Origin of the sequence: Sphingopyxis indica, assembly GCF_900188185.1 — a bacterium.
In the GTDB taxonomy this organism is placed as follows: Bacteria; Pseudomonadota; Alphaproteobacteria; order Sphingomonadales; family Sphingomonadaceae; genus Sphingopyxis; species Sphingopyxis indica.
This window is the reverse complement of sequence record NZ_FZPA01000002.1, coordinates 181,559-208,453: the sequence shown is the minus strand read 5'-3', so window position 1 is coordinate 208,453 and position 26,895 is coordinate 181,559. Positions and strand designations below refer to the sequence as shown.

21 protein-coding genes are annotated in these 26,895 nt (G+C 66.3%); 12 read left to right on the top strand and 9 right to left on the bottom strand.

From position 1 onward, the window contains the following. Positions 1-428: 428 nt before the first annotated feature. From CHB69_RS05270 to CHB69_RS05255, 5 genes are all read left to right on the top strand, one after another. Positions 429-3,254, top strand: coding sequence for a TonB-dependent receptor (locus CHB69_RS05270; RefSeq protein WP_089214945.1), 2,826 nt, complete (start codon positions 429-431; stop codon positions 3,252-3,254). A 246-nt stretch (positions 3,255-3,500) separates the two neighbouring features. Further along, positions 3,501-5,837, top strand: a complete 2,337-nt coding sequence (gene clpA / locus CHB69_RS05265; protein WP_089214944.1) for an ATP-dependent Clp protease ATP-binding subunit ClpA — start codon at positions 3,501-3,503, stop codon at positions 5,835-5,837. Beyond that, the gene (locus tag CHB69_RS20040) at positions 5,834-5,989 is read left to right on the top strand and encodes a hypothetical protein (protein WP_170935444.1); all 156 of its coding nucleotides are present in this window, start codon (positions 5,834-5,836) and stop codon (positions 5,987-5,989) included. Before clpA ends, CHB69_RS20040 begins: the two co-directional genes overlap by 4 nt. Before the next feature lie 189 nt (positions 5,990-6,178). After that, entirely contained in the window at positions 6,179-7,021 is an 843-nt protein-coding gene (gene map, locus CHB69_RS05260; RefSeq protein ID WP_089214943.1) for a type I methionyl aminopeptidase, read from the top strand. Between the two features lie 200 nt (positions 7,022-7,221). Further along, on the top strand, positions 7,222-9,414 hold the full coding sequence (locus CHB69_RS05255; RefSeq protein WP_089214942.1) for a PQQ-dependent dehydrogenase, methanol/ethanol family: 2,193 nt from the start codon (positions 7,222-7,224) through the stop codon (positions 9,412-9,414). 50 nt (positions 9,415-9,464) lie between these two features. Here CHB69_RS05255 and CHB69_RS05250 read toward each other — a convergent pair whose 3' ends face one another. The 3 genes from CHB69_RS05250 to CHB69_RS05240 all read right to left on the bottom strand — a co-directional run bounded on the left by CHB69_RS05250 (position 9,465) and on the right by CHB69_RS05240 (position 11,183). Then, positions 9,465-9,752, bottom strand: coding sequence for a hypothetical protein (locus CHB69_RS05250; RefSeq protein WP_089215087.1), 288 nt, complete (start codon positions 9,750-9,752; stop codon positions 9,465-9,467). A gap of 64 nt (positions 9,753-9,816) precedes the next feature. Continuing rightward, on the bottom strand, positions 9,817-10,539 hold the full coding sequence (locus CHB69_RS05245; protein ID WP_089214941.1) for a hypothetical protein: 723 nt from the start codon (positions 10,537-10,539) through the stop codon (positions 9,817-9,819). Beyond that, complete coding sequence (locus CHB69_RS05240) at positions 10,536-11,183, bottom strand: sigma-70 family RNA polymerase sigma factor (RefSeq protein ID WP_212541891.1); 648 nt, start codon at positions 11,181-11,183, stop codon at positions 10,536-10,538. The genes CHB69_RS05245 and CHB69_RS05240 overlap by 4 nt, the downstream gene beginning before the upstream one ends. A gap of 147 nt (positions 11,184-11,330) precedes the next feature. Between CHB69_RS05240 and CHB69_RS05235 the strand changes: the two genes are divergently transcribed. Beyond that, a complete protein-coding gene (locus tag CHB69_RS05235; protein ID WP_089214940.1) occupies positions 11,331-14,621 on the top strand; it encodes an autotransporter outer membrane beta-barrel domain-containing protein in 3,291 nt (1,096 codons plus the stop codon). Between the two features lie 9 nt (positions 14,622-14,630). Here CHB69_RS05235 and ruvC read toward each other — a convergent pair whose 3' ends face one another. From ruvC to CHB69_RS05210, 5 genes are all read right to left on the bottom strand, one after another. Continuing rightward, on the bottom strand, positions 14,631-15,101 hold the full coding sequence (gene ruvC / locus CHB69_RS05230; RefSeq protein WP_089214939.1) for a crossover junction endodeoxyribonuclease RuvC: 471 nt from the start codon (positions 15,099-15,101) through the stop codon (positions 14,631-14,633). Positions 15,102-15,206: 105 nt separating this feature from the next. Next, positions 15,207-15,953, bottom strand: coding sequence for a YebC/PmpR family DNA-binding transcriptional regulator (locus tag CHB69_RS05225; RefSeq protein WP_089214938.1), 747 nt, complete (start codon positions 15,951-15,953; stop codon positions 15,207-15,209). 73 nt (positions 15,954-16,026) lie between these two features. Then, positions 16,027-16,344, bottom strand: a complete 318-nt coding sequence (locus CHB69_RS05220; RefSeq protein WP_089214937.1) for a YbjQ family protein — start codon at positions 16,342-16,344, stop codon at positions 16,027-16,029. Positions 16,345-16,375: 31 nt separating this feature from the next. After that, positions 16,376-16,618: a DUF2312 domain-containing protein gene (locus CHB69_RS05215; RefSeq protein ID WP_089214936.1), complete on the bottom strand. Its 243-nt coding sequence runs from the start codon at positions 16,616-16,618 to the stop codon at positions 16,376-16,378. 62 nt (positions 16,619-16,680) lie between these two features. After that, positions 16,681-17,001, bottom strand: coding sequence for a DUF1244 domain-containing protein (locus CHB69_RS05210; RefSeq protein ID WP_089214935.1), 321 nt, complete (start codon positions 16,999-17,001; stop codon positions 16,681-16,683). Between the two features lie 107 nt (positions 17,002-17,108). Here CHB69_RS05210 and pyk point away from each other — a divergent pair, with 107 nt between their 5' ends. From pyk to CHB69_RS05180, 6 genes are all read left to right on the top strand, one after another. Further along, entirely contained in the window at positions 17,109-18,563 is a 1,455-nt protein-coding gene (gene pyk, locus CHB69_RS05205; protein ID WP_089214934.1) for a pyruvate kinase, read from the top strand. Positions 18,564-18,785: 222 nt separating this feature from the next. Continuing rightward, positions 18,786-19,559 carry an arginyltransferase gene (locus CHB69_RS05200; RefSeq protein WP_089214933.1) on the top strand — a complete coding sequence of 258 codons (774 nt, stop codon included), beginning with the start codon at positions 18,786-18,788 and terminating at the stop codon, positions 19,557-19,559. 172 nt (positions 19,560-19,731) lie between these two features. Beyond that, the gene (locus CHB69_RS05195) at positions 19,732-22,167 is read left to right on the top strand and encodes an FAD-dependent oxidoreductase (RefSeq protein ID WP_089214932.1); all 2,436 of its coding nucleotides are present in this window, start codon (positions 19,732-19,734) and stop codon (positions 22,165-22,167) included. Continuing rightward, a complete protein-coding gene (locus tag CHB69_RS05190; protein WP_170935443.1) occupies positions 22,167-23,048 on the top strand; it encodes a hypothetical protein in 882 nt (293 codons plus the stop codon). Before CHB69_RS05195 ends, CHB69_RS05190 begins: the two co-directional genes overlap by 1 nt. 16 nt (positions 23,049-23,064) lie before the next feature. Then, positions 23,065-25,002, top strand: coding sequence for a cytochrome c3 family protein (locus CHB69_RS05185; protein WP_089214931.1), 1,938 nt, complete (start codon positions 23,065-23,067; stop codon positions 25,000-25,002). A gap of 42 nt (positions 25,003-25,044) precedes the next feature. Then, positions 25,045-25,893, top strand: a complete 849-nt coding sequence (locus tag CHB69_RS05180) for a phosphodiesterase (protein ID WP_089214930.1) — start codon at positions 25,045-25,047, stop codon at positions 25,891-25,893. Here CHB69_RS05180 and CHB69_RS05175 read toward each other — a convergent pair. Then, positions 25,890-26,834 carry a D-2-hydroxyacid dehydrogenase gene (locus tag CHB69_RS05175; RefSeq protein ID WP_089214929.1) on the bottom strand — a complete coding sequence of 315 codons (945 nt, stop codon included), beginning with the start codon at positions 26,832-26,834 and terminating at the stop codon, positions 25,890-25,892. The genes CHB69_RS05180 and CHB69_RS05175 overlap by 4 nt on opposite strands. Positions 26,835-26,895: the final 61 nt, after the last annotated feature.

The window sequence follows — 26,895 nt, the reverse complement described above, 5'->3', positions numbered from 1 at the left end:
AGCCGAGACGAAGGCTGGCACAGCCGGACAATGTAGGACAGCGGTTTTTTTGCGGCGGATGTCCGGCTTGGGGTGGGGAGCGGACGGTCGCCTGCTCTCTTTCGTCATCCCGGACTTGATCCGGGATCCACCGCAGCGCCGAAGTCATGGACCCCGGATCAAGTCCGGGGTGACGATGATCAACAGGGCAGCAACCGGCCGAAGCGCGACACCGGCGCCCATCTCCAGCGAAATAGGCCTGTCTTTTCTCGGCCTCCCCGACCCTCCGCTGCAAATCGACCGGCCGAAATGCTGCGCTGCGGCATGGGCTTGGCCGCCTTGTCACCGAAATGACCTTCAAGCGTCATCAACCTGTCAACCGTGCGACGCCACCCTGTCACCGAGCGTCCCTAGCGAGCCCGCCATTGATACTCAAAAAGGGGGCTTTCATGGTCAAGGGATTCGGCGTCGCGCGCGGGCTGGCATTGTTGCTGGCGGGGACTTCCATCGCGACGATCGCGCACGCGGGCGAGCTTGCGGGCAATGTCGCCGATGCGTCGGGCACGCGCTCGCTGCAGGCGGCCAATGTGCGCATCGTCGAACTCGGGCGCGCGACGACGACCGCGCGCGACGGCAGCTACAGTTTCGCCGACGTTCCCGCGGGCACCTATACGCTCGAGACGACCTATGTCGGCGCCGAACCGGTGCGCCAGACGGTCGAGGTTCCCGAAACGGGCCGGATCACGGTCAATATTGCGCTGTCGGGCGCCGGCGGCGGCGATATTCTCGTCATCGGCCAGGCGGCAAATCAGGCGAGCGCCCTGTCGCGCCAGCGCGCCGCCGACGGCGTCGAAAATGTGCTGACCCGCGACGCGATCGGGCAATTCCCCGACCAGAATGTCGCCGAATCGCTGCGCCGCCTGCCGGGCGTCAACGTGCTCGACGACCAGGGCGAGGGCCGTTTCGTCTCGATCCGCGGCCTCGATCCCGAGCTCAACGCCTCGTCGGTAAACGGCGTCCGCCTGCCGGCGCCCGAGAGCGACGTTCGCTCGGTCGCGCTCGACGTGATCAGCAGCGACATCATCGAATCGATCGAGGTCAAGAAGTCGCTGACCCCCGACATGGACGCCGACGCGGTGGGCGGGTCGATCGAGATCAAGACGACCAGCGCCTTCGACCGCAAGAAGGACCTGTTCGCGGTCAAGGCCGAGGGCAGCTACAACGACCTGACCGAGAGCGTGTCGCCGAAGGGGAGCGTCGATTTCTCGAAGAAGCTCGGCGACAATTTCGGCATCGCCGGCGGTCTCAGCTTCTATCGCCGCAAGTTCGCGACCAACAATCAGGAGGTCGACGGCTGGGATACGACCGACGACGGGCTCGTTTATGCCGACACGGTCGAATATCGCGATTATGACGTCGAGCGGAAACGGATCAGCGGGTCGCTTTCCCTCGATTTCCGTCCGGCCGACACGACGACGCTTTATGCGCGCGGCCTCTACAGCCAGTTCGACGATCAGGAATATCGCCGCCGGCTGACTTTCGAAATGGAGGAAGGCCCGCGCGGCGGCAACGCCGATGCAGTCGGTTTCTCGTCGGAGGACGAGGATCAGGAAATCTCGGTCCAGCGCGACCTCAAGGATCGCTTCGAGCGGCAGCGCATCCGCTCGCTCGTTCTCGGCGGCAAGACCGAAACCGGCCCGTGGAAGCTCGAATATTCGGGCAGCTGGGCGAAATCGAGCGAGACCGAACATGGCTCGATCGACCCCGTCGGTTTTGAGCGCGTGTTCGAGAATGGCGACGATTTCGGCGTATCGTTCAACTATGCGCGCGACATGCACATCCCCTACACGATCACCGCGGGGCAGGCGGCCTTCCTCGATCCGACCGAATATGAATTCGACAAGGTCGAGCGCACCACGCTGTCGGACTCGGAGGACGAGGAATTCGCGCTGAAAGCGGACATCGCGCGCAGCTTCGCGATGGACAATGGCGACTTCACCATCCAGGCGGGCGCGAAGCAGCGCTGGCGCACCAAGTCCTACAACGGCACTTTCGACATCTATAAGGGGTTCGACGGCGACATCACGCTCGCCGATTTCCTGGGCGAGCAGGATTATGATCTCGCGATCATCGAGCCGACGCTGTCGAAGACGGGCTTCCGCGACTTCTTCGACGATAATATCGGCAGTTTCGAACTCGACCCGCTCGACACCAAATCGGCGTCGGCCGAAGAGGATTACAGCGTCGACGAAGATGTGACCGCCGCCTATCTGCTCGGCCGCTGGGACAGCGACACGCTGCGCGTCATCGGCGGGGTGCGCATGGAGCGCACCAGGAACCGCATCACCGGCAACATCCTGACCTTCATTCCCGAAATCGAGGACGATGCAGGCGAAGTGATCCAGGACGAGGATGTGCTGATCACCCCGCAGACCTTCCGCCGCAGCTATACCGACTGGTTGCCCAGCCTGACGGTGCGCTACGAACCGGTCCAGAACCTCGTGCTGCGCGCGAGCGGTTCGAAGAGCCTGATGCGGCCCAAGCTTTCGAAGCTGGCGCCGCGCGCGGTGATCGAGGATAATGAAGGCGAGTTCGGCAACCCCGACCTCAAGCCCTATGAATCCTGGAACCTCGATTTCGCCGCCGAATATTATTTCAGCAGCAACGCTGCCGTCTCGGCCGGGGTCTTCTACAAGGACGTCAAGAACTACATCGTCGACCAGACGCTCGAGGACGTCGTCTACAATGGCGTGACGCTCGACGAGGCGACGACCGCGATCAACGGCGACAAGGCGACGGTCAAGGGCTTCGAATTCAGCTATAATCAGGTTTTCGATTTCCTGCCCGCACCGTTCGACGGTTTGCAAGCGCAGTTCAACTATACCTACACCGACGCGAAGGGCACGGTGTTCGCCGACGGCGACATCGAGGACCCGCGCGAGATCATGCTGCCCTCTTCGTCGAAGAACACGTTCAACGCGGTGCTCGGCTATGAAAAGGGACCGCTGTCGCTGCGCGCCGCCGGCACCTATCGCGACAAATATCTCGACGAGATCGGCGGGGTGGCCGAGGAAGACCGGATCGTCGCCGACCAGTTCCGGCTCGACCTGTCGGCCAAATATCGCGTCACGCCCGGCGTGCGCGTCTTCGTCGAATGGGTGAATGTCACCGACGCCCCCTATTTCGCCTATCAGCAGTTCGGGGGCCGCCGCCGTCTGCTGCAATATGAGGATTATAGCTGGACCGCGAAGTTCGGCGTTTCGGCCAATTTCTGATCGCTTCCCTCCCGACGATCAGTATGGTGACGGTCGCCGCAGTCCCTTGCGGCGACCGTCTTTTTGTGGATTGCGCCGGGTTCCGCTCGAAAAATGACAAGCCTTCGTTAACCATGAAGCAAGGCTGTCATCGTAATTTCACACCGCCGACCGCTTTTCCCTTGCGGCGGGGCGGTGGCATCGCCACCTTATGTTCCTAGAGGGGGCCGCCTCTCCCCGGATCGGTCCCCGCAAGGAGAAAGACCCATGCCGTCCTTTTCGGAGTCCCTCGAAAAGACCCTGCACAATGCGCTGAAGGCCGCGTCGGAGCGGCATCACGAATATGCGACGCTCGAGCATCTGCTCAATGCGCTGATCGACGACGAGCACGCCGCCGAGGTGATGCGCGCGTGCGGCGTCGCGCTCGACGACCTGCAATCGGCGGTCGTCCACTATCTCGACACCGAACTCGACAGCCTGAAGGTCGAGGGGCACAGCGACCCCTCCCCCACCAGCGGTTTCCAGCGCGTCGTCCAGCGCGCGATCCTGCACGTTCAGTCGTCGGGCAAGGATGAGGTGACGGGCGCCAACGTCCTCGTCGCGCTGTTTTCCGAACGCGAATCCTATGCCGTCTATTTCCTGCAGCAGCAGGATCTGACGCGGCTCGATGCCGTGTCCTACCTCAGCCACGGCGTCGGCAAGGGCGGCAAGCCCTCGCCGCAGGCCGAGCCCGAGGAGAAGGAGGAAGCGAAGGAAAAGTCGGACGCCAAGAACAAGAAAGAGACCGCGCTCGACCAGTTCACCGTCAACCTCAACGAAAAGGCGAAAGGCGGCAAGGTCGATCCGCTGATCGGCCGCGGCGCCGAGGTCGATCGCACGATCCAGATCCTCTGCCGCCGCAGCAAGAACAATCCGCTCTATGTCGGCGATCCCGGCGTCGGCAAGACCGCGATCGCGGAAGGGCTCGCGCGCAAGATCGTCGAGGGCGACGTGCCCGAGGTCTTGAGGGAAGCGGTGATCTATTCGCTCGACATGGGCGCGCTGCTCGCGGGCACGCGCTATCGCGGCGATTTCGAGGAACGGCTGAAGCAGGTCGTCTCCGAGCTCGAAGGCCTGCCGCACGCGATCCTGTTCATCGACGAAATCCACACGGTGATCGGCGCGGGCGCGACGTCGGGCGGCGCGATGGATGCGTCGAACCTGTTGAAGCCCGCCCTCTCGGGCGGGGTGATCCGCTGCATCGGATCGACGACCTACAAGGAGTTTCGCAATCATTTCGAAAAGGACCGCGCGCTGCTCCGCCGGTTCCAGAAGATCGACGTGATCGAGCCGAGCATCGAGGATACGAAGAAGATCCTCGCCGGGCTGCGCGAAGCGTTCGAGAACCACCACAATGTCAAATATACGAGCGACGCGATCAACGCGGCGGTCGAGCTGTCGTCGCGCTACATCAACGACCGCAAGCTGCCCGACAAGGCGATCGACGTGATCGACGAGGTCGGCGCGATGCAGATGCTGGTGCCGCCGTCGAAGCGCCGCAAGACGATCACCGCGAAGGAGATCGAGGCGGTGATCGCGACGATGGCGCGCATCCCGCCCAAATCGGTGTCGAGCGACGACAAGAAGGTGCTCGAAACGCTCGAGACCGACCTGAAGCGCGTCGTGTTCGGCCAGAATACCGCGATCGAGGTGCTCGCATCGGCGATCAAGCTGTCGCGTGCGGGGCTGCGCGATCCCGAAAAGCCGATCGGCAATTATCTGTTCAGCGGCCCGACCGGTGTCGGCAAGACCGAAGTGGCGAAGCAGCTCGCGAGCCTGCTCGGCATTCCGCTCCAGCGCTTCGACATGAGCGAATATATGGAGCGCCATTCGGTGAGCCGCCTGATCGGCGCGCCGCCGGGCTATGTCGGCTATGACCAGGGCGGGCTGCTCACCGATGCGATCGACCAGAATCCGCATTGCGTGCTGCTGCTCGACGAGATCGAAAAGGCGCACCCCGACCTGTTCAACATATTGCTGCAGGTGATGGACCATGGCCGGCTGACCGACCATCACGGCAAGACGGTCGATTTCCGCAACGTCATCCTGATCATGACGACCAATGCGGGCGCGAGCGACATGGCGCGCGAATCGATCGGCTTTGGCCAGTCGACGCGCGAGGATGTGCAGGAGGAAGCGGTGAAGTCACTCTTCACCCCCGAATTCCGCAACCGCCTCGATGCGATCGTCCCCTTCGGCTATCTGCCGCCCGAGGTCGTCGCGCGCGTCGTCGACAAGTTCATCCTCGAACTCGAACTGCAGCTCGCCGACCGCAACGTCCATATCCAGCTCGACGATCCGGCGCGTCAGTGGCTGACGGCGAAGGGCTATGACAAGCTCTATGGCGCGCGCCCGATGGGCCGGCTGATCCAGGAAAAGATCAAGCAACCGCTCGCCGAGGAACTGCTCTTCGGCAAGCTCGTCCACGGCGGCGAGGTCAAGGTGAAGATGAAGGCGGGCGAGGATGCCAAGGTCGGCAACCCGCTGACCTTCGAAATCACCCCCGCACCGCCCAAGGGGGGCAAGGGCAAGGCGAAGGGCAAGGCCGAGAAGGCGGCGGAGTGATTAAGAAAGACGCTCAAGGCGCCATGATGCGTATGGCCGAGGACCGCGACATCTTGCGCGCCTTGGCGTCAACGGAATTGGATCAGCAGTTGACGGTTGCACGGGCCGTTATGAAGAAGCGGCAATCTGCGCTGAAAAAGCTGGCCGAATAGGGTCATCGCCACGCCCCTCCCCTTCAGGGGAGGGGCAGCGAGACTTGGTACGGCGAAGCCGGACCTGGTCGCAGCGGGGTGGGCTTACAGGCCTTGCGCAAGGCCGATGGCCCCACCCCAAACCCCTCCCCTGAAGGGGAGGGGCTTACCACCCTCGCTTTTTGCCGCCCCCGCACCTATATTGGCCCCATGTATAACTATATCTCCGTAACCGCCGACGAAGCCGGCGCCCCTGCCGCGGTGCGCGACGGCACGATCAAGCTGCACGATGCGGCGGGCTTTGCCGGGATGCGCAAGGCGGGGCGGCTGTCGGCCGAGATCCTCGACGCGCTCGTTCCCTTCATCCAGCCCGGCGTGACGACCGGCGCGATCGACGACAAGGTGCGCGAGATGATGCTCGCGGGCGGCGGCATCCCCGCGACCCTGGGCTATCGCGGTTTCACCCACAGCTGCTGCACCAGCATCAACCATGTCGTCTGCCACGGCATCCCCGACGACAAGCCGCTGCGCGAAGGCGACATCGTCAATGTCGACGTGACGTCGATCGTCGACGGCTGGCACGGCGACACGAGCCGTATGTATCTCGTCGGCGAGGTGCCGATCAAGGCGCGGCGGCTGGTCGATGTGACCTATGAGTGCCTGATGCTCGGTATCGAGCAGGCTAAGCCGGGCAACACGATGGGCGACGTCGCCCACGCGATCCAGAGTCACGCCGAACGCCACCGCTATTCGGTGGTGCGCGATTTCTGCGGCCATGGCGTCGGACAGATGTTCCACGACGCGCCTGAGGTCGTCCACGCAGGACGCCCCGGCACCGGCCCCGAGTTGCGCCCCGGCATGTTCTTCACCATCGAGCCGATGATCAACACGGGCAAATATGCCGTGAAGATGCTGTCCGACGGCTGGACCGCGGTGACGCGCGACCGCTCGCTCTCGGCGCAGTTCGAGCATAGCATCGGCATTACCGAGGACGGCTGCGAGATTTTCACCGCGAGTCCGAAGGGGCTGAACGCGCCGCCCTGGCAAAGTTGATCAGCCCGACTGTTTTTCGTCATCCCGGACTTGATCCGGGATCCATGAACTTCCAGCGCAGGGCTGACCTTCGTGCACCCCGGATCAAGTCCGGGGTGACGATAGGGGATTGCCTCCCTCCCCCATTTCCCGCTTGCACCGGCTCTCCTTTGCGCGCAGACTTGACGTAAACGTCAAGTAAGGCGCCGAGGGAGAGAGACATGGCGAAACGGGTGTGGAGTGCCGCGCTGCTGGGCGGTGCGGCTCTGATTCTGGCTGGTTGCAACGCATCGACCACCGACGACGGCGACGCGACGAGCAGCGTTTCGACCCTCGACCCCGCCGAGCAGGCGAGCGAAGCCTTGCTCAAGACCGGCGGCAATGGCGACGACTGGGCCGGTATCGGCTATGGCTATGACGAGCAGCGATTCAGCCCGCTCACCGACATCAACGACAGGAATGTGGGCGAGCTTGGCATCGCCTGGTACGCCGACCTCGACGATGCGCGCGGGCAGGAGGCAACGCCCGTCGTCGTCGACGGGGTGCTCTATGTCAGCCACGCCTGGTCGAAGGTCGATGCCTGGGACGCGGCGACCGGCAAGAAATTATGGGCGTTCGACCCGCAGGTCCCCGGCGACCGCGCGGTCAACGCCTGCTGCGACGTCGTCAACCGCGGCGTCGCGCTGTGGGGCGACAAGCTGTTCGTCGGCACGATCGACGGCCGCCTGATCGCGCTCGACAAAAAGACGGGCAAAGAGCTGTGGTCGACGCAGACCTTCGACGTGCGCCAGCCCTATACGATCACCGGCGCGCCGCGGGTGGTGAAGGATATGGTGCTGATCGGCAACGGCGGCGCCGAATTCGGCGTGCGCGGATACGTCACCGCCTATGACGCCGACACCGGCAAGCAGAAATGGCGTTTCTACACCGTGCCCAACCCGAACGGGCGCCCCGACAATGCGGCGAGCGACGACATACTGGCATCGAAGGCGGCCCCGACCTGGTCCGACGAGGGTGAGTGGAAGACGTCGGGCGGCGGCGGCACCGTTTGGGACGCGATCGTCTATGACAAGGATCTCGACCAGATCTATCTGGGGGTCGGCAACGGCAATCCGTGGAACCATGGCACGCGTTCGAAAGGGGTCGGGGACAATCTGTTCCTCTCCTCGATCGTCGCGCTCGACGCCAACACCGGCGCCTATAAATGGCACTATCAGGAAACCCCGGCCGAGACGTGGGACTATACCGCGACCCAGCCGATCATCCTCGCCGAGCAGCAGGTCGATGGGCGGCCGACCAAAGTGCTCTACCATGCGCCGAAGAACGGCTTTTTCTTCACCATCGACCGCACGACCGGCAAGCTGGTCGGTGCCGAACCCTTCGTCGACGGGATCAACTGGGCGACGGGCTATGACCTCAAGACCGGCCGCCCGATCGAGAACCCCGAGGCGCGCTATTACAAGACCGGCAAGCCGTTCATCGCGATTCCGGGCGCGCTCGGCGCACACAACTGGCATCCGATGAGCTTCAACCCGGCGACCGGCCTCGTCTATATCCCCGCGCAGCAGGTGCCGCAGGGCTATCTTCAGGACATGACCGAGCTCGACAAGAGGAAGGTGCTCGGTTTCAATGTCGGCACCTCGCTTTCGGGGACGATGCTCCCCGACGACGCCGCGGCGTTCAAGGCGGCGATCGCCGCGACCACCGGCCGTCTCGTCGCCTTCGATCCGCGCGCGGGCAAGGTGGCGTGGAGCGTCGACTATCCCGCGGCGTGGAACGGCGGCACGATGACGACCGCGGGCAATCTGGTGTTCCAGGGCACCAGCCTCGGCCGCTTCCGCGCCTATGCCGCCGATACGGGCAAGCAGTTGCTCGACCTCGACATGCAGTCGGGAATCGTCGGCGCACCATCAACCTTCCGCGTCGGCGGCGTTCAATATGTCGCCTTCATGACCAGCAAGGGCGGGGCCTTCCCGCTCGCCGGAGGAATTGCCGGCGGCGCGGCGCGCAAGGTGCCCAATATTCCGCGCCTCGTCGTGCTCAAGCTCGGCGGGTCGGTCGAACTGCCGCCGGCACCGACGACCAAGCTCGCGTGGAATCCGCCGGCTCCGATCGGTACGGGTGAACAGATCGCCGCGGGCAAGGCGCATTTCGGCCGCTATTGCCAAGTCTGCCACGGCGACAGCGCGATCGGCAACGGCTTCACCCCCGACCTGCGCGTCTCGGGCACGCTCGGCAATGCCGATGCGTGGAAGAGCGTGCTGCTCGACGGCGCGCTGAAGGACCGCGGCATGGTGAGCTTTGCGAAGGTGCTGACGCCCGCCGATGCCGAAGCGATCCGCGCCTATGTGATCGAGCGGTCGAACTGGACCAAGAAGAATCTGCCAGAGGTTTCGGCGCCGGTCGGACGCTGATCCGCGCGGCCGGGGGCGGGCGGACGCTCGCCCCCCGCCGCTTCGACGGGTCAATAGGCCGGCGGATCGCTTGCCGGGAAGGATTCGTCGCTCGCTTCGTCGACATTGTCCCAGCGCCGCTGCGCCCCGTCGCGCATCGCGCCGGGGCCGGCCGAGCGCGTCTGGGTGGCGTTTTCGGGATCGGTTTCGTGGTCCGCGAAGGCGGCGCCGTGGCGTGGCGCGGGCGCGGGTGTCCGTGTATTGCGGTGTTTCCGCCACAGCGCGACGAGACCGGCGCCGGCCGCAAGCGACGCGGCGAGCGCAGGGAGCAGGGGAAAGCGTTGGAAGCGGTTCGGCATGATCATTCCCTTTCGCTGTCCTAACGGAGACACATCCCCGTGAGTTCCTTTTCGGCGGGATCGATCAGCGTGGCCCCGGTCCGCCTGGCGGCGGCCCGCCCCGATGTCCCCCCATCGGCGCACCGGGGCGCGCGCCGGCCGATCCGGCGATGCCGAGCCCGGTCGGCGCAGGCGGGCCATAAACCGATCCGGTGACATTGTCGTTCTCGGCGGGCAGTTGCGGCCCGGTCTGGGCAAGCTCGGGCTCCTGCGGACTTTCGCCGGGCGGCGCAGGCGGGGCGGATTCGGGCGCCTTGGTCGCCAGCTCGACCGCCGCGGGTCCGGCTGCGGGCGGTGCGGGCACCGGTTCGGGCGCCGGCGCCGTCTTTTTCGCGGGTTTCTGCCGCTCGGCGAGCTTCGGTGCCGGTGCGGCGGGAGCCGGTGCCTCTATCTGAACGGGAGTTTTCGGCGCTTCGGCTGGAGAGGATGGGGTGCTGTCGACGACTTGCGGCGCAATCGGCGTCGCGTCGTGCGGGCGGGACGGCAGCATGGCCCAGGCGAGGATGGCGACGGCGACCGACGCCGCCGCGGCATAGGCCGGCCAGCGGCGTGGACGGGGCGAGGCGAGGGCGGAGGCAGCCTCTGGTGCGGCCACAACGGGTTCGGCAGCCTGACCAGCCGCCTGCGGCAGCGCGGTCGCCTGCGCCTTGATGCGCGCGGCGAGCCCCTCGGGCACCGCGGGTTCGGCCAGGCGCGACAGCGCGCGCGCCGCGGCCGCGTCCTTCGCTTCTTCGATCCGGCCGCTCATGCCAGCAACTCCAGATCCTCGACCGCCACGCCCATTTGCTCCAATCGCTCGCGCAGGCTTCGCCGCGCCCGAAAGAGCAGCGATTCCATCGCCTTCAGGTTCAGGCCCAACATCTCCGCGGCCAGCGCGTTCGAAAAGCCTTCGAGATAGCATAGCACAAGTGCGGCGCGATGGCGGTGCGGAAGCGCATGAAGCGCGGCTTCGATCGCATTTTGCAGCCGGTGCATCGCAAGCCGGCGCTCGGGACCGGGCGATATGTCTTCGACTGCGGCGACGGCTTCCTCGTCGGCGACGGTCCGGTATCGACGCAGCCGATCGAGGCAGCGGTTGACGGTCACGCGGTGCAGCCAGGTGGCGAGCCCGCCGCCGCGCGCCTGCCAGCCGGGCGCGCCCTGCCACAGCCGCGCGAAGCAATCCTGCACCGCATCCTCGGCTTCCTGTGCATCGCCCAGCAGGCGCCACGCGAGGCGATAGAGGCGCGCGCTATAGCGATCGACGAGCGCGCCGAACGCGTCGGCGTCGCCCCTGGCAACGCGCGCCATCAGCGCGTCGAGATCGTCGGAATCGCAAAGGGGGGCGGGGGCGGCGGGGGCGTCGCAGGCCGGCGCGTCCTCGCGCGCGAAGAGAGATATCTGAAGCGACACCGGCGACCCGCAGACTGACAGCAACGCCCAAGCGCTAGGTCGCCCGCGATGAACGGCCGATTTACGCGCGGGCACAAAAAAATCGCCTCGCCCGCGAAGGGTTTTGCCGCGCTCCCCGTTTGTCGCTCGATGAGCAGGCCGCCTTCAATGACCGTCCCTGGTTCGAACCCGCCGCGCGTCGCGGCGATCCGCGGCCTGTTCATCGCCCCAGCAATTTTCAAGGATTACGCAATGAAATCGGGTCGGCTGTTCGGCACAATCTGTCTTTCTTCCCTCATCGTGGCGCTCGCCCAGGCGCCCGCCGCCGCCGACACGACGGTCAGCGCCGACAGCAGCACGCCGCTCAAAACCTCGTCCGCCGGGGACATTACGATCGCGAAAGATGCCGAGCTCGCGGTTGCCTCGGGCGCCGCGATCACCGTCGACAGCGACAATGAGGTGACGATCGAGGACGACGACAGCGACGATAGCGATGACGAACCCGGACAGGTCACGGCGGGCGAAGGCGACGGCGCGGCCGGCATATTGGTCGAACCCGGCGTGACCACGACCATTTCCAATAGCGGCACCATCTCGGTCCTCGAGGATTTCGAGCCGGAGGACGAGGATGCGAACGGTATCGCCGACGGCGCGCTCGCATCGGCGAGCGACCGCTATGGCATCCACGTCGCGGCGGGTGGCGCGATAACGGGGACGATCGAGAACATGGGCACGATCACCGTGGAGGGCCTGAACTCGGGCGGCATCGTGATCGACTCGACGCTCGACGGCTCGCTGGTGCAGGACGGGACGATCCGGGTCGTCGGCGACGATTCGGTCGGCGTGCGCGTCGCCGACGTCACCGGCGACGTCGTGATGGAGGGAACGACGACGGTGACCGGGGCCGGCGCGAGTGCGCTCGACATTACCGGCGATGTCGGCGGCACGGTGCGGCTGCAGGGAATCGTCGGCCAGACGACCTCCTTCACCTATGACGACGACAGCACCGTCTATGTCTCGCGCTTCGACCTGCGGCTCGGCGCGCCCGCGGTGTCGATCGCGGGCAATGTCGACGGCGGCATCGTCGTCGCGGCGCCGCCCGCCGACGACGACGAGGATAATGACGACGAAGACGGCGACGGCATCGACGACAGCGAGGAAGGGACGGGCTCGGTCTATTCCTTCGGCAACGGCCCTGCGATGCAGATCGGCGGCGACGAGGACATCACGATCGGTGCGCTCCCGGCGAGCGACGGCAGCTATTCGCTGCTCATCGAGGGATCGGTGACGGGCACCGCCAATTACAGCTCGACCGATGCTTTCGGCATCGTGATCGGCGGGCAGGGCGGCACGGTCGAGCTGCCGGGCGGGATCGGTGTGACCGGCACGGTCGCCGCGGTCACGCAGGATTCGGCGGCAACGGCGCTGCTGATCAACGAGGGCGTGACAGTCGGCACGCTCTATAACAGCGGCACGATCAAGGCGACGATCAACTCGCAGGGCGAGGGCGCGGCCTACGGCATCCTCGACCTGTCGGGGACGCTGACGACGATCGAGAATACCGGCTTCATCACCGCGACCGGGTCGAGCACCGACGTTGTCAACGCGATCAATCTGTCGGCGGCGACCGACGACGTCACCATCACCCAATATATGAACGATGCGGACATCGCGACGCGTGAGGAGATCGAGGCCGACCTCGACGAGGGCGAAACCGACACCACGGTCTATACCGCGATCACGGGCAACATCGTCACTGGCTCGGGCGACGATACGCTGGCCGCCAACGCCGGATGGATCGTCGGCAACACGATTTTCAACGACGGCGACGACAGCCTGCTGCTGTCGGGTGAGGCCTATTACAAGGGCAAGGTCTATTTCGGCGATGGCGCGGCGCTCGCGGCGCTGTCGGGCGAGGCCGCTTTCGTCGGCACGCTCGATTTCGCGGGGCTCGCGGGATCGCTGACGCTCGCCGATGACGCGACCTTTCTCGGCACGATCGCCAATGGCGACGCCTCGTCGATCGTCGTCAACGGCGGGACGTTCGGCGCCGACGGCGTCAAGACCTTCACCGTCGGATCGCTGACGATCGGTTCGGGCGGCACGCTCAACGCCTATATCGACGGCGATACCGGCACGAGTTCGCAGATCGTCGCCGACACCGCGATTTTCGAGAGCGGCGCTACCGTTTCGGCGACGATCAATTCGCTCGTCGGCGCGGAGGGGAGCTATGTGATCCTCAGCGCCGGGACCATCGAAGGCGACCCGACATTCGACGATACGACGACACAGCTTCCCTATATTTATGCCGGATCGGTCAGCGTCGAGGATAATCAGCTGACGCTCGACATCCGGCGCAAGAGTGCCGACGAGGTCGGGTTGAACAGTGCCGGCAGCAGCGCCTATGACGCGATCCTGACCGCGGCGGTCGAGGACGATGTGATCGCGCAGAGCTTCCTCGACATCATGGACGGCGACACGTTGCAGACGCAGGTGTCGCAGATGCTGCCCGACCATGCCGGCGGCCTGTTCGACAGCGCGACGCGCGCGTCGCGGCTCGTCGCGCAGCATGTGATGGACCGCGACTCGATCTTCGACGTGACCGAGGATGGCGAGATGGCGGCGTGGTTCGAGCCGGTGATGTGGCGCAGCAATCGCGACGCGACCGGCACGAGCGCGTACAAGACGAGCGGCTGGGGCCTGTCGGGCGGCGCCGAGTGGCGCACCGGCATCGGCTTCGTCGGCGGCTCCTACGCCTGGCTCAGCGGGACGGTCGATAACAATGGCGGCACGCAGTCGATCGACACGACCCAGCACGATTTCGCCGCCTTCTGGCGCACCGATGGCGAAGGGCCTCTCTATGCCTTCGCGCGGCTCGGCGCCGCGAAGATGAGCTTTGCGAGCGAGCGGACGGTCGCGGTGACCGCGAACGACACCGACTATAGCTATGCGAGCTACGGTGACTGGAAGGGCTGGCTCTTTTCGGGAATGGGCGGCGTCACCTATGACATTGAAGCGTCGCGCCAGCTGCTGATCCAGCCCAAGGCGCGGCTCGAATGGTATCGGTTGCAGGAGGACGGCTATAGCGAAAGCGGCGGCGGCGATGCGATCGACCTGACGGTCGACAAGCGGACGAGCACATCGCTGTCGGGCATCACCTCGCTGGCCGTCTCTTACGCCTTCGCGCCGCGACACCGCGACTATCGCCCATTGACGATCGAGGTCGAGGCGGGGCGCCGGACGCTGCTCTCGGGCGATCTCGGCGTGACGCAGGCGAGCTTCGCCGACGGCGATCCCTTCACGATCACGCCCGACGCGCTCGACGACGCCTGGACGGGCGAGCTGCGGCTGCTCGCGGGGGGCTGGGACTATACGTGGAAGCTCGCCGCGGGCGCCGAGAAGAGCGCGAACAGCGACCTCAACTATTCGGCGCGCGTGTCGCTGAGCGTCGCCTTCTGACGCGCGCGATCAGCGCGGACGGTGATGCGCATGCGCGATGGCGACCGCCAGCGCGTCGGCGGCGTCGGCGCCCGCGATCTTCGCGCCGGGAAGCAGGATGCGGAGCATCGCCTGCACCTGCTCCTTCGCCGCGCCTCCGGTGCCGACGATCGCTTTCTTGACGAGCCGCGGCGCATATTCGGCGACGGGCAGGCCGGCGCGCGCGCAGGCGAGCAGCGCGACCCCGCGCGCGTGCGCGAGCTTCAGCGTCGATTGCGGATTGTCGTTGACGAACACCTCCTCGACCGCAGCGCACGCCGGGGCATGATCGGCGATCACCGCGGCGAGCACAGTATCGAGATGCGCGAGCCGGCCCGGCAGCGGCGCCTTTGCGTCGGTCTTGACCTGGCCGTTGGCGATATGGCTGATCCGGCTGCCCTCGACGCGGATCACGCCCCAGCCGGTGCAGCTCAAGGAGGGGTCGAGGCCGAGGACGATCATGTCAGAAGCCCCTCCCGCTTGCGGGAGGGGTTTGGGGTGGGCAAGCGGCGCGCCGTGCATCGGCCCACCCCCGGCCCCTCCCGCAAGCGGGAGGGGAGGGCTTTGTCACCCCAATTTCTCCATCACCGCGTCGGGGATCTCATAATTGCCCCACACGGCCTGGACGTCGTCGTCGTCGTCGAGGGTGTCGATCAGTTTGAACAAGGTCTGCGCGGTCGCTTCGTCGCCGACTTCGCTCTTCAGCGTCGGGCGCCACGCGAGCTTCACGCCCTCGGCCTCGCCGAGCTTCGCTTCGAGCGCTTTCGCGACTTCGTGCAGGCTGTCGATGCTGGTCCAGATGTCGTGCCCGTCCTCGGACGATTCGACATCGTCCGCGCCCGCGTCGAGCGCCGCTTCGAAGATGGTGTCGGCGTCGCCGGCCGCGGCGGGATAGCTGATCAGCCCGAGGCGGTCGAAGCCGTGGCTGACGCTGCCCGACGTGCCGAGATTGCCGCCATTCTTGCTGAAGGCGGTGCGCACGTTGGTCGCGGTACGGTTACGATTGTCGGTCAGCGCCTCGACGATCAGCGACACGCCGCCGGGGCCATAGCCTTCGTAGCGGATTTCCTCGTAATTGTCGCCGTCGCCGCCCGCGGCCTTGTCGATCGCGCGCTGGATATTGTCCTTGGGCATCGACTGCGCCTTGGCGGCATTGACCGCGGCGCGCAGACGCGCATTGGCGTCGGGATCGGGCAGGCCCATTTTCGCCGCGACGGTGATTTCGCGGCTGAGCTTGGAGAAAAGGGCGCTGCGTTTCTTGTCCTGCGCGCCCTTGCGATGCATGATGTTCTTGAATTTGCTATGGCCGGCCACGGCCTACCTCCATCGGATGCGGAAAATCGTGCGCCGCCCCTAGCGCGCCTGCGTGCGGCGCACAACCGCGGCGTCAGAGCACGACCGCGGTGCCGCTCGCCGAGACCATCAGCATCGACCCGTTCTGGCCGAGCACTTCATAGTCGATGTCGACGCCGACCACGGCATTGCCGCCGAGTTTCGCCGCCTCCGCCTCCATCTCGCCGAGCGCTTCCTTGCGCGCGCGGGCGAGCACGTCCTCATATTTGCCCGATCGCCCGCCGACGATGTCGGTGATGCTCGCGAACAGATCGCGGAAGATGTTCGCACCGACGATCACCTCGCCGGTGACGATCCCCAGATATTCGCGGACCGGACGGCCCTCGACGACATTGGTGGTGGTGCTGAACATCCTTCCGTCTCCTTGCCGGTGCGCCCCCGCGTCAGTCGATACCGAGCGCCGATTTATACACGTCGAGGATCGCTTCCATTTCCTTGCGGTCGTGGACCGGCATCTTCCGCAGGCGCACGATCTGCCGCATGATCTTTGGGTCGTAACCCTGCGACTTGGACTCGTTGTAAACGTCGCGGATATCGTCGGCGATACCCTTTTTCTCTTCCTCCAGCCGCTCGATGCGCTCGATGAAAAGGCGCAGTTGTTCGTCGGCAGTGGTGGCTTCGCTCATTTTATGCTCCGCTGGATTGGATGTGGTCTGGCGAGAATCGCCCCGGCGCGTCCGTAGCCGGGTCAGGGATTCTTGGCCATGCTTTCTTCCATCCGCCGAAGCTGTTCGGGGGTCGCGGTGACGTGATAGCGCGCCTTCCATTCGGCGGCCGGCATACCGTGGATGATCGCGCGGCCGGTTTCCTTGTCGATGCCGCCCGCTTCGGCGATCCAGTCGCCGAGGCAGTTGCGGCAGAATCCGGCAAGCCCCATCAGGTCGATGTTCGCGGCGTCGTGACGATGCCGGAGCAGGCGGACGAGGCGGCGAAAGGCGGCGGCGGCGACGGCATCGTCGAGCGTGTCGAGCGCATCCGTTCCGTCGCCCCGATCCTCGCTGCACGACATGGCTTCATCTCCTTTACCGAATTGAATAGCTATACGGCGGTTGCCTTGGCGGGCGCGACGCGCCATGCCACGCTCACCGTAACGGCAAACAGGCAAGCGGAGCAATCGTGGTCCAGAGTTTTTCCCCCCGCCAGCGCAAGGTGCGCATTTTGGCGACGCTCGGCCCTGCGAGTGCCAATCCGGAGATGATCGCGGCGCTGCACCGCGCCGGCGCCGACGCCTTCCGCGTCAATATGAGCCATGGCGACCATGCGGGCCATGCGAAGGTGATCGCGGCGATCCGCGCGCTCGAAAAGGAAACCGGCCGCCCGTCGACGATCCTCGTCGACCTGCAAGGGCCGAAACTGCGCGTCGGCACCTTCAAGGACGGGCCCGCCGAGCTTGCGAAGGGCGCGAGCTTCGTCCTCGACACCGACAAGACGCCGGGCGATGCGACGCGCGTCCACCTGCCGCATCCCGAACTGTTCGCTGCGCTCGAGCCCGAGACGCGGCTGCTCGTCGACGACGGCAAGCTGGTGCTGCGCGTCAAGCAGGTCACGGCGGATCGCATCGAGACCCTCGTCGAGGTCGGCGGCCGCATTTCGGACCGCAAGGGCGTCAACGTCCCCGATGTCGTCGTGCCGCTCGCGGCGCTCACCGAAAAGGACCGCCGCGACCTCTCTTTCGCGCTCGAACAGCATGTCGACTGGATCGCGCTCTCCTTCGTCCAGCGCCCCGAGGACGTCGCCGAGGCGCGGCGGCTGATCGGCGGCAAGGCGGCGCTGCTCGTCAAATTCGAAAAGCCCGCGGGCGTCGCGCGCTTGGAGGAAATTCTCGAGATAGCCGACGCCGCGATGGTCGCGCGCGGCGACCTGGGCGTCGAACTGCCGCCCGAGGCGGTGCCGCCGCTGCAAAAGCGCATCGTCGCCACCGCGAGGGCCATGGGCAAGCCGGTCGTCGTCGCGACGCAGATGCTCGAATCGATGATCGTCTCGCCCTCGCCGACGCGCGCCGAGGTGAGCGACGTGGCGACCGCGGTTTACGACGGCGCCGACGCGATCATGCTGTCGGCCGAGACCGCGGCGGGCGCCTGGCCGGTCGAAGCGGTGACGATGATGGATTCGATCGCGCGCTCGGTCGAAAGCGACCCCGATTATTTCCGCCGCCTCCATTTCACCGAAACCTTTCCCGATCCGACGACCGCCGACGCGCTCGCCGAGGCGGCGGGGAGCATCATCGGGACGATCGGCGCCGATGCGATCATCTGCTTCACCGCGTCGGGCTCGACCGCGCGCCGGGTCGCGCGCGAGCGTCCCGGCGCGCCGCTCCTCGTCCTGACGCCGAAGCGCGAGGCGGCGCGGCGGATGGGGCTGCTCTGGGGCGCCCATGCCGTGCCGACGAAGGACATCGGCAGTTTTGAGGAGATGATCGCCAAGGGCAAGCGCATGGCGTTGCGCCATGGCATCGGCCAGGCGGGGTCGAAGCTGGTGATGATGGCGGGCGTTCCCTTCGGCACGCCGGGATCGACCAATGTGCTCCACGTCGCGACGCTGACCGGCGACGAGCTGAAAGGCTATAGCTGAGCCGCCGATTCCGCGCGCCGATCGCGAGCGCCGGCGCGAATCGATTCAAATCGGCACAAAAGTTACCGGGCGATTCAGAAAATTTCGGGCCTGATTCAGATCGGGACGGGGAAAAATGGTAAATGGGCTTTGAACCATTGACGGCGCGCGGCATAGTCGCTGTCAGTGAAGCGTCGGCGCCCGCGTGGGAGGGCGCGTTGCCAATCCGGAGGTCCAGCTCGCGTGTCCGCACCATTTCGTTTCCCGCGCTTCTTTGTGACCAGCCCGGCGCCATGCCCCTATCTGGAAGGCAAGACCGAGCGCAAGGTGTTCACCGAACTCGGCGGCAATAATGCGAACGACCTCAACGACGCGCTCGGGCGCATCGGTTTCCGCCGCAGCCAGTCGGTCGCCTATCGCCCGAGTTGCGCCGATTGCTCGGCGTGCGTGTCGGTGCGCGTGTGCGCGAATGACTTCGCCCCCAGCCAGTCGCAGAAGCGCAACGTCCGCCGCAACCGCGACCTCGTCGTCACCGCGTGCAGGCCGTGGGCGACCGAGGAACAATATGCGCTGCTGCGCTCCTATCTGACGACGCGCCACCCGAACGGCGGCATGGCCGACATGGACGAGCAGGATTTCGCCGACATGGTCGAGCAGACCCCGGTCGACAGCTATATGATCGAATATCGCGAGCCGACGAGCGACGGCAGCCGCGGCCGGCTCGTCGGCTGCTGCCTGACCGACCGGCAGGGCGACGGGCTGTCGATGATCTACAGCTTTTTCGACACGCAGCATCCGCTGCGCGAGGGGCTGGGCACCTATATCATCCTCGACCATGTGCAGCGCGCCGCGCGGGCGGGGTTGCCCTATGTCTATCTCGGCTACTGGATCGAGGGATCGGCGCGCATGGCGTACAAGGCGCGCTTCCGCCCGCTCGAAAAACTGGGCCCCGACGGCTGGTCGCGCTTCGAACCGATCGCGTCGGATCGCATCGCGGCGATCTTCGAACTCGCCTGACGCCGCGCCAAAACCGCCGGTTGACCTCGCCTTGCGTTCAAGGGCATAGCTGTATTTTCAGGACGTAAGTCCGGGTCGCATCCGTTATTGGTCGCCGAGGGGGAAGGGCGATGGGGGTTGGGATGCCCGCGCGCAGATACAGGCCGCCGCCGGCGATCGGAGCGGCGGTGCGATGAGCGAAACCGTCAAGGTCGCGATCATCGGGTCGGGCCCGGCGGGCCTTAGTGCGGCCGCGCGCGCCGCGCAGCTCGGGCTGAGCCACGTCCTGCTCGAAAAGACCGACCATCTGTCGGATACCATCTTCAAATATCAGAAGGGCAAGCGCGTGCTTGCGACCCCCGACCGGCTCGACCTGCGGTCGGACTGCCGCTTCGGCGAGGGCGCGCGCGAGACGATCCTCGCCAATTGGGACGAGGATGCCGCCGCGAACAAGCTGAACATCCTCTATAATGCCGAGGTCGTCGAGGTGTCGGGCGCCAAGGGTGCCTTTCTCATCAAGACTGCGAAGGGCGAGACGATCGCGGCCGAAACGATCGTCCTCGCGATCGGCACGCAGGGCAATCCGAACCGGCTGCGCTGCCCCGGAAACGAGCTGCCGCACATCATCTATCAGGTCGACGACCCCGAGGATTTCCGTGACCGCCACATCACCGTCGTCGGGTCGGGCGATGCGGGGATCGAAAATGCGCTGGGCGTCGCCGAGGAAGCGCTCGGCAACCGCGTGACCATCCTCAACCGGTCAAAGGATTTCGCGCGCGCCAAGGCGAAGAATGTCGCCGACCTGATGGACGCGGGCGAAAACGGGCTGATCGACATCCGCACCGAAACGCAGCCCAAGCTGGTCGAGGACGGCTGGCTGACGCTCGACACGCCGAATGGCGAGGAGCGCATCGCCTGCGACACCATCGTCGCGCGGCTGGGGTCGGTTGCGCCGCGCGCCTTCGTCGAGGCGATGGGGATCGCGTTCACCGGCCCCGACCGCGAAGCCTTTCCGAAGCTGTCGCCAACCTTCGAAACGACGGTGCCCGGCATCTATGTCATCGGCGCGCTCGCGGGCTATCCGCTGATCAAGCATTGCATGAACCAGGGCTATGACGTCGCCGAGTTCATCAATGGCAACGACGCGCTGACCCCCGCCGACGAAAAGGATCTGGCGGCGATCTTCGCCGGCCTGCCCTATGACATGCCGGTCAGCGAGTGGCTGGAATTCCTGCGCAGTCACGTCCGCATCTTCGCCGACGTCTCGCCGCTCCAGATGCGCGAATTCATGCTCGATTCGAAGGTCGCCTTCTACCGCGCGGGCGAAGTGGTGTTCGAGAAGGGCGAGCCGGGGTCGTCGCTGTTCGCCATCGCCGAGGGGGAGGCGCTGGTCGAGGTCGGGCCGGGCGTCACCGTGCCGATCGAGCAGGGATCGATATTTGGCGAGGTCGGCCTGATTTCGGGGCGCAAGCGCGGCGCGACGATCCGCGCGGGCGCGGACAGCATTTTCGTCGAACTATCGCGCACCGCGGCGCTCAAGCTGATGGCGGCGGTGCCGGGGGCGAAGCGCGCGATCAACCGCATCTCGCTCGAACGCCAGCTGTTGCAGATCTTCAAGGGCGGACTGACCGTGGAGGACCTCGCACCCGTGGTCGACGAGGCCGAGGTGATCCGCGTTCCGGCGGGCAAGGCGGTGGTCGAGGAGGGCGACGACGGCGACGACGTCTATGTCATCCGATCGGGCTCGATGGTCGTCGAAAAGGACATCGGCGGCAAACCTATCTTCCTGCGCTACCTGCCCGCGGGCAGCTATTTCGGCGAAATGGCGGTATTGAGCGGCGAAAAGCGCAATGCGACAGTGAAAGCCGCGGTCGGCAGCGAGGTGATCAAGCTGACCGGCGCGGGTTTCAAGGCGATGCTCGCGGCGCGGCCGCAGGTGCGCGAAGCCACCGAGGCCGCGGTCGCCGAGCGCGCCGCGATGAACGACTTCATCGAATCGCGCAAGGCGAGCTATTCGAGCGCGGTCGACCTCTATTCGGACACCGCCGGCTTCATCATGAAGGAAGGGCTGGGCGAGGCGACCGACGCGCTGCTGATCGACGAAAATCTGTGCGTCGGTTGCGACAATTGCGAAAAGGCGTGCGCCGACAGTCACGAGGGGCTGTCGCGGCTCGACCGCGAGGCGGGCAAGACCTTCGCGCATCTGCACGTGCCCACGAGCTGCCGCCACTGCGAGCATCCGCACTGCATGGCCGATTGCCCGCCCAACGTCATCCACCGCGGCCCCGACGGCGAAGTGTTCATGGAACCGGGGTGCATCGGCTGCGGTAATTGCATGCGCAACTGCCCCTATGGCGTGATCCGTATGGAGGCCGCACCGCCGCCCAAGCCGGGACTGCTGAGCTGGCTGCTCCTCGGCCGCGGCCCGGGGCCGGGCGAGCCGTCGCCCAAATGGACGAAGCAGCAATTGGGCGATGAAAAGCCCAAGAAGATCGCGGTCAAATGCGACATGTGCAAGGGGATCGCCGGCGGTCCGGCCTGCGTCCGCGCCTGCCCGACCGGCGCCGCGATCCGCGTCTCGCCCGAGGAGTTCCTGTCGATCGCCCGGCTCGAGGAGGATGCCGGCTGATGGCGACCCTTTTCAAGCGCCGCCGCAGCAAGGCCACGCAGACCGAGCGCGTGCGCGAGAGCCGGCACGAGGGCTTCCTGCGCTACGCCGATTTCCGCTGGGCGAAGATTTCGGGCGGCCTCTGCCTGCTCGTCATCGTCAGCTATTCGCTGATCGACGTTCAGCCGCGCCCCAATGGCGGCAGCTGGTACGGCTATACGCTCGGCACGATCGGCGCGCTGCTGATCCTGTGGCTCACCGCGCTCGGCTATCGCAAGCGGCGGATGACGCGCGATTATTGGTCGCTGAAGGCGTGGACATCGGCGCATGTCTATCTGGGGCTGAGCCTGATCGTCATCGGCACCTGGCACACGGGCTTTCAGCTCGGCTGGAACGTCCACACCCTCGCCTGGGCGCTGATGATGCTCGTCATCCTGTCGGGGATGTTCGGGGTGATCGTTTATGCGACGCTGCCCGCCGCGCTTTCGAACAATCGCGAACAGATGACGCAGATGCAGATGCTCGAGGCGATCCGCGCCTTCGACCGCCAGCTTCATGCCGCCGCGCAGCCGCTCGGTCCCGCGGATACGGCACCGGTGCTTGCGGCGCTCGACGAGGACCCGTTCGCGGGCGGCATCCGCGCGCGGCTGACGGGCCGCTATCCGCACTGCGCGACGGCCGCGGCGCACCGCGCGCTCGCCGCGTCGCAGGGCAGCGAGCCCGAGGCGCGCGCGAAGGTGATCGCGCTGCTGACCCAGAAGGAAGCGGCGCTGGCGCGGCTGCGCCGCCACCTCAGGCTCCGCGCGCTGCTCGAGATCTGGCTCTATGTGCATGTGCCGCTGACCTTTGCGCTGATCGCGGCGCTGTCGGCGCACATCATCAGCGTCTTTTTCTATTGGTAAGGCGGGGAAGGGGACGATGAGCTTCATCCTGCGCCGGATCGCGACGACCAAGACGGGCAAAGAGATCGTCCGCGACCAGCCGCTCGACGGCGACAGCATCACGCTCGGGCGCGACGCAGGCAACGCGATCCATGTCGCCGACCTCGCGGTCAATCCGCACCATGCGACGATCAGCAGCGCCGACGGGCGCCACGTCCGCATTGTGGCGCAGGAAGGGCTCGGCTTCGACCTCAACGGGCGCACGCTCGACGTGGCCGACATCGACAGCGCGGCAGGCGCCGAGCTGCGCTTCGGCGGGCACCGGCTGACGATCGCGCGCGAGGGCGAGGACGTCATCCTGCGCGTCGAACGGATCGACGAGCTGTCGCAGGCGTCGAAGGACGTCGACGAGGCGCGCGCCTTTTCGCTCGCCGGGGTGATGCCCGGCAAGCGCATCGGGGCGTGGAGCTTCGCGGCGCTGGTGCTGGTCGCCTTCCTGATCGGGCCGATCTGGGCGTGGCACAGCTACCGGAGCGTCGACGAGCGGCCGCAGGGCTATCATGCCGACCAGGCGTGGTTGTCGGGGCCGCTGTCGAGCGCGCACGCCAGCCTGAAGAACGACTGTCAGGCCTGCCACGTCGAGCCTTTCGTCGCGGTCACCGACAAGGCGTGCGTCGGCTGCCACACCGGCGAGCACAAGGCGATGAGCCAGGCCCATGCGGGCGCATCGACCGCGATGCTGCTCGCCGCGCGGGCGCCGCCGGGGGCGGGGGGCAAGCTGCTGGCGGGCTTTGCCAAGGCGTTCAACAAGCCTGAGGGACGCTGCGTCGGCTGTCACACCGAACATGAGGGCGCGGGGCCGATGCCCGCGACGCCGCAGGCCTTTTGCACCGATTGCCACGACGGCATGGCGGCGCGGCTGACGTCGGCGGGGTTCGAGACGCGGCTTGCCGACGCCGGCGACTTCGGGACGAGCCACCCCGACTTTCGCCCGCTCGTCCGCGCCGCGCCGGGCGCGAAGCCGCTGCGCGCGAAGCTCGGGGAAGCGCCGTTTGCCGATTTCGACGGGCTCAAATTTCCGCACGACCTGCATCTCGCGGCGAACGGCGGTGTCGCGCGCATGGCGGCGAGCTTCCGCGGCCGCTTTGACTTTGGCAAAAAGCTCGAATGCGAAAATTGCCACCGGCCCGAAGCCGATGGCGTTCGCATCGCGCCGGTGAAGATGGAGCGCGACTGCGCGATGTGCCACAGCCTCGCGTTTGAAACCGTCGGCGGCGTCACGCGCACCTTGCGCCATGGCGAACCCGATCAGGTCGTCGCCGACCTCTATGCCTATTACCGCTCGACCGGACCGGCGCGCCCGCTTCAGCTCGGCGGCATGGCGCGGCGGCGGCCCGGCCAATATGCCGAGGGGCAGGTCTACAACATCTATTTCCGCGAAACTGCGGTGCGGCCGCGCCGCGCCGCCGACGCGGTGCGTGCGGTCTTTTCAAAGGGTGGCGCCTGCTATGACTGCCACACGATCCGCGCGCCGGAATCGGGGAGCGGCTGGCGCGTTATGCCGGTGCATCAGACGCCGCGCTTTCTGCAAAAAGGCTGGTTCGACCATGACGCGCACAAGGAAACGGCGTGCGCCGGCTGCCACACCGCGGCGCGCGGGTCGAAGCAGGCGAGCGATCTGCTCGTGCCGGGGCTGACGCAGTGCCGCACCTGCCACGTCGGCGAGGGCGGGGCGACGCTGGTCAAGGTCGAGACCGCGACCGCCTCGCCCTGCGCGATGTGCCACGAATATCACAGCGACGGCGGCAAGCCGTGGGTGCCGGCGCGGCAGCGCAAGAAGCCTGTGACCGCGATCACAGAGCCGCCGCCGGCCCATGCCTATGCTGTGAGCAAGATCACAGGGCCGACTCGGCGCGGCCTTTACGCTGTTGCGTGGCGCCGACCGGCGCTGCGGCACGCGGATTGGGGTGGATAATCATCGCGCGGCCGCGACAGCGGCGCGGAGCAGGGGACGGAGATGCTGATCGCCCAGATCACCGATTTGCACATCGGTTTCGATCCGGACAATCCGGCCGAATATAATCGCAAGCGCCTCGACGAGGTGCTCGACCGGCTGATCGAGGGACCGAACCGCCCCGACCTGCTGCTCGCGACCGGAGACATCACCGATCGCGGCGACGCCGACAGCTATCGCCGCCTCGTCACCGCTTTTTCGCGCTGCCCCTTTCCCGTCTGGCCGAGCGTCGGCAATCACGATCTGCGCGACAATTTCCACGCGCACTTCCCAGGGTTCGACGACGGCAATGGCTTCGTCCAATATGTGCTCGATCTGCCCGAACTGCGCCTCGTCACCGTCGATACGCTCGAAGAAGGGCGCCACGGCGGCGCCTTTTGCACCGCGCGCGCCGCATGGCTCGATACCGAACTGGCAAAGGACAGCGCAAAGCCGACCTATATCGTGATGCACCATCCGCCGGTCGAAAGCGGGATCGACTGGATGAACACCCATCCCGACGAACCGTGGGTGCATCGCTTCGCCGAGGTCGTGCGCCGCCACCCGCAGGTGCGCGGATTGATCTGCGGCCATTTGCACCGCAGTGTCACCGTCGCGTGGGAAGGGCGCACCGTCGCGATCTGCTCGTCGACCGCGCCGCAGGTATCGCTCGACCTGCGCCCGATCGACGAGAACCATCCCGACGATCGGCCGATGATCGTCGCCGAAGACCCCGCCTATGCGCTCCACCATTGGAACGGGCGCGAACTCGTCAGCTTCTACGACCATGCCGGCGCACACACGATGCTCGCCAAATATGACGAGCGGTTGCAGCCGCTGGTGAAGGAGTTGAAAGGCGAGCGGCCAAGCTAATATCCCAGCGCCAGATCGACCCGCGGCTCGACCGCCTCGCCCCGGTGCCAGCGGTCCAGATTTTCGAGGAAGCGCGCCGCCGAACGCATAAACATCTTGTCCTGCGCGCGCCCCGACAGGTGCATGGTGACATGCGCATTGTCGAGGCCCCACAGCGGGTCGCCGGCGGGCAGCGGCTCGGGCGTGGTGACGTCGAGGAAAGCCGCGGCGATGCGCTTCGCCTTCAGCGCCTCGACCAGCGCGGCCTGATCGACGACGGTGCCGCGGGCGATGTTGATCAGCGTGGCGCTCGGCTTCATCGCCGCAAGCTCGTCGGTGCCGATCATCCCGTCGGTTTCCGCCGTCGCCGGAACCGCGAGGATGACCCAATCGAACTCGCCGAGCCGGGCGCGCCACTGGTCGGGGCTCAGCGTGTTGGGGCCGGGCGAGCGGCGCACGACGGTGACGTCGACCGCGAACGCCTTCAGCCGCTCCTCGACCAGCTTGCCGATCGCGCCATAGCCGAGCAGCAGCGCCTTCGATCCGTAAAGCTCGACCTTGCCCGGCGAGTCCGTCAGCCATTCGTGCCGCTCCTGCGCGCGCACCACCTCGCGATAGCCCTTGGCGACGGTGAGCATCCCCATCACGACATATTCGGCGATCGTGATCGCATTGATGCCCGCGCCGTTGGTGACGACCGTCCCGCGCTCGCGCAGCAGGTCGAGCGGCATGCCGTCGACCCCGGCATAGATCGAGTTGAGCCATTTGAGCCGCGTCGCCGCGCCGATCGCCGCCGCCATATCCCTCTTGTCGTACATGTCGAACCAGCCGATCTCGGCCTCGGGGGCGAGCGCCATCGCTTCATCCTTCGACTGGAAGAAGCGGGGTTCGACCCATTCGGGCAGGCGATTTTCGACGAGCGGGCGGATAAGGCCGGACAGGACGGTGACGGTTTTGGTCATAATTCTCCCCTCCCGCTTGCGGGAGGGGCAGGGGGAGGGCCTGTCCACGCGCAACGGGGTC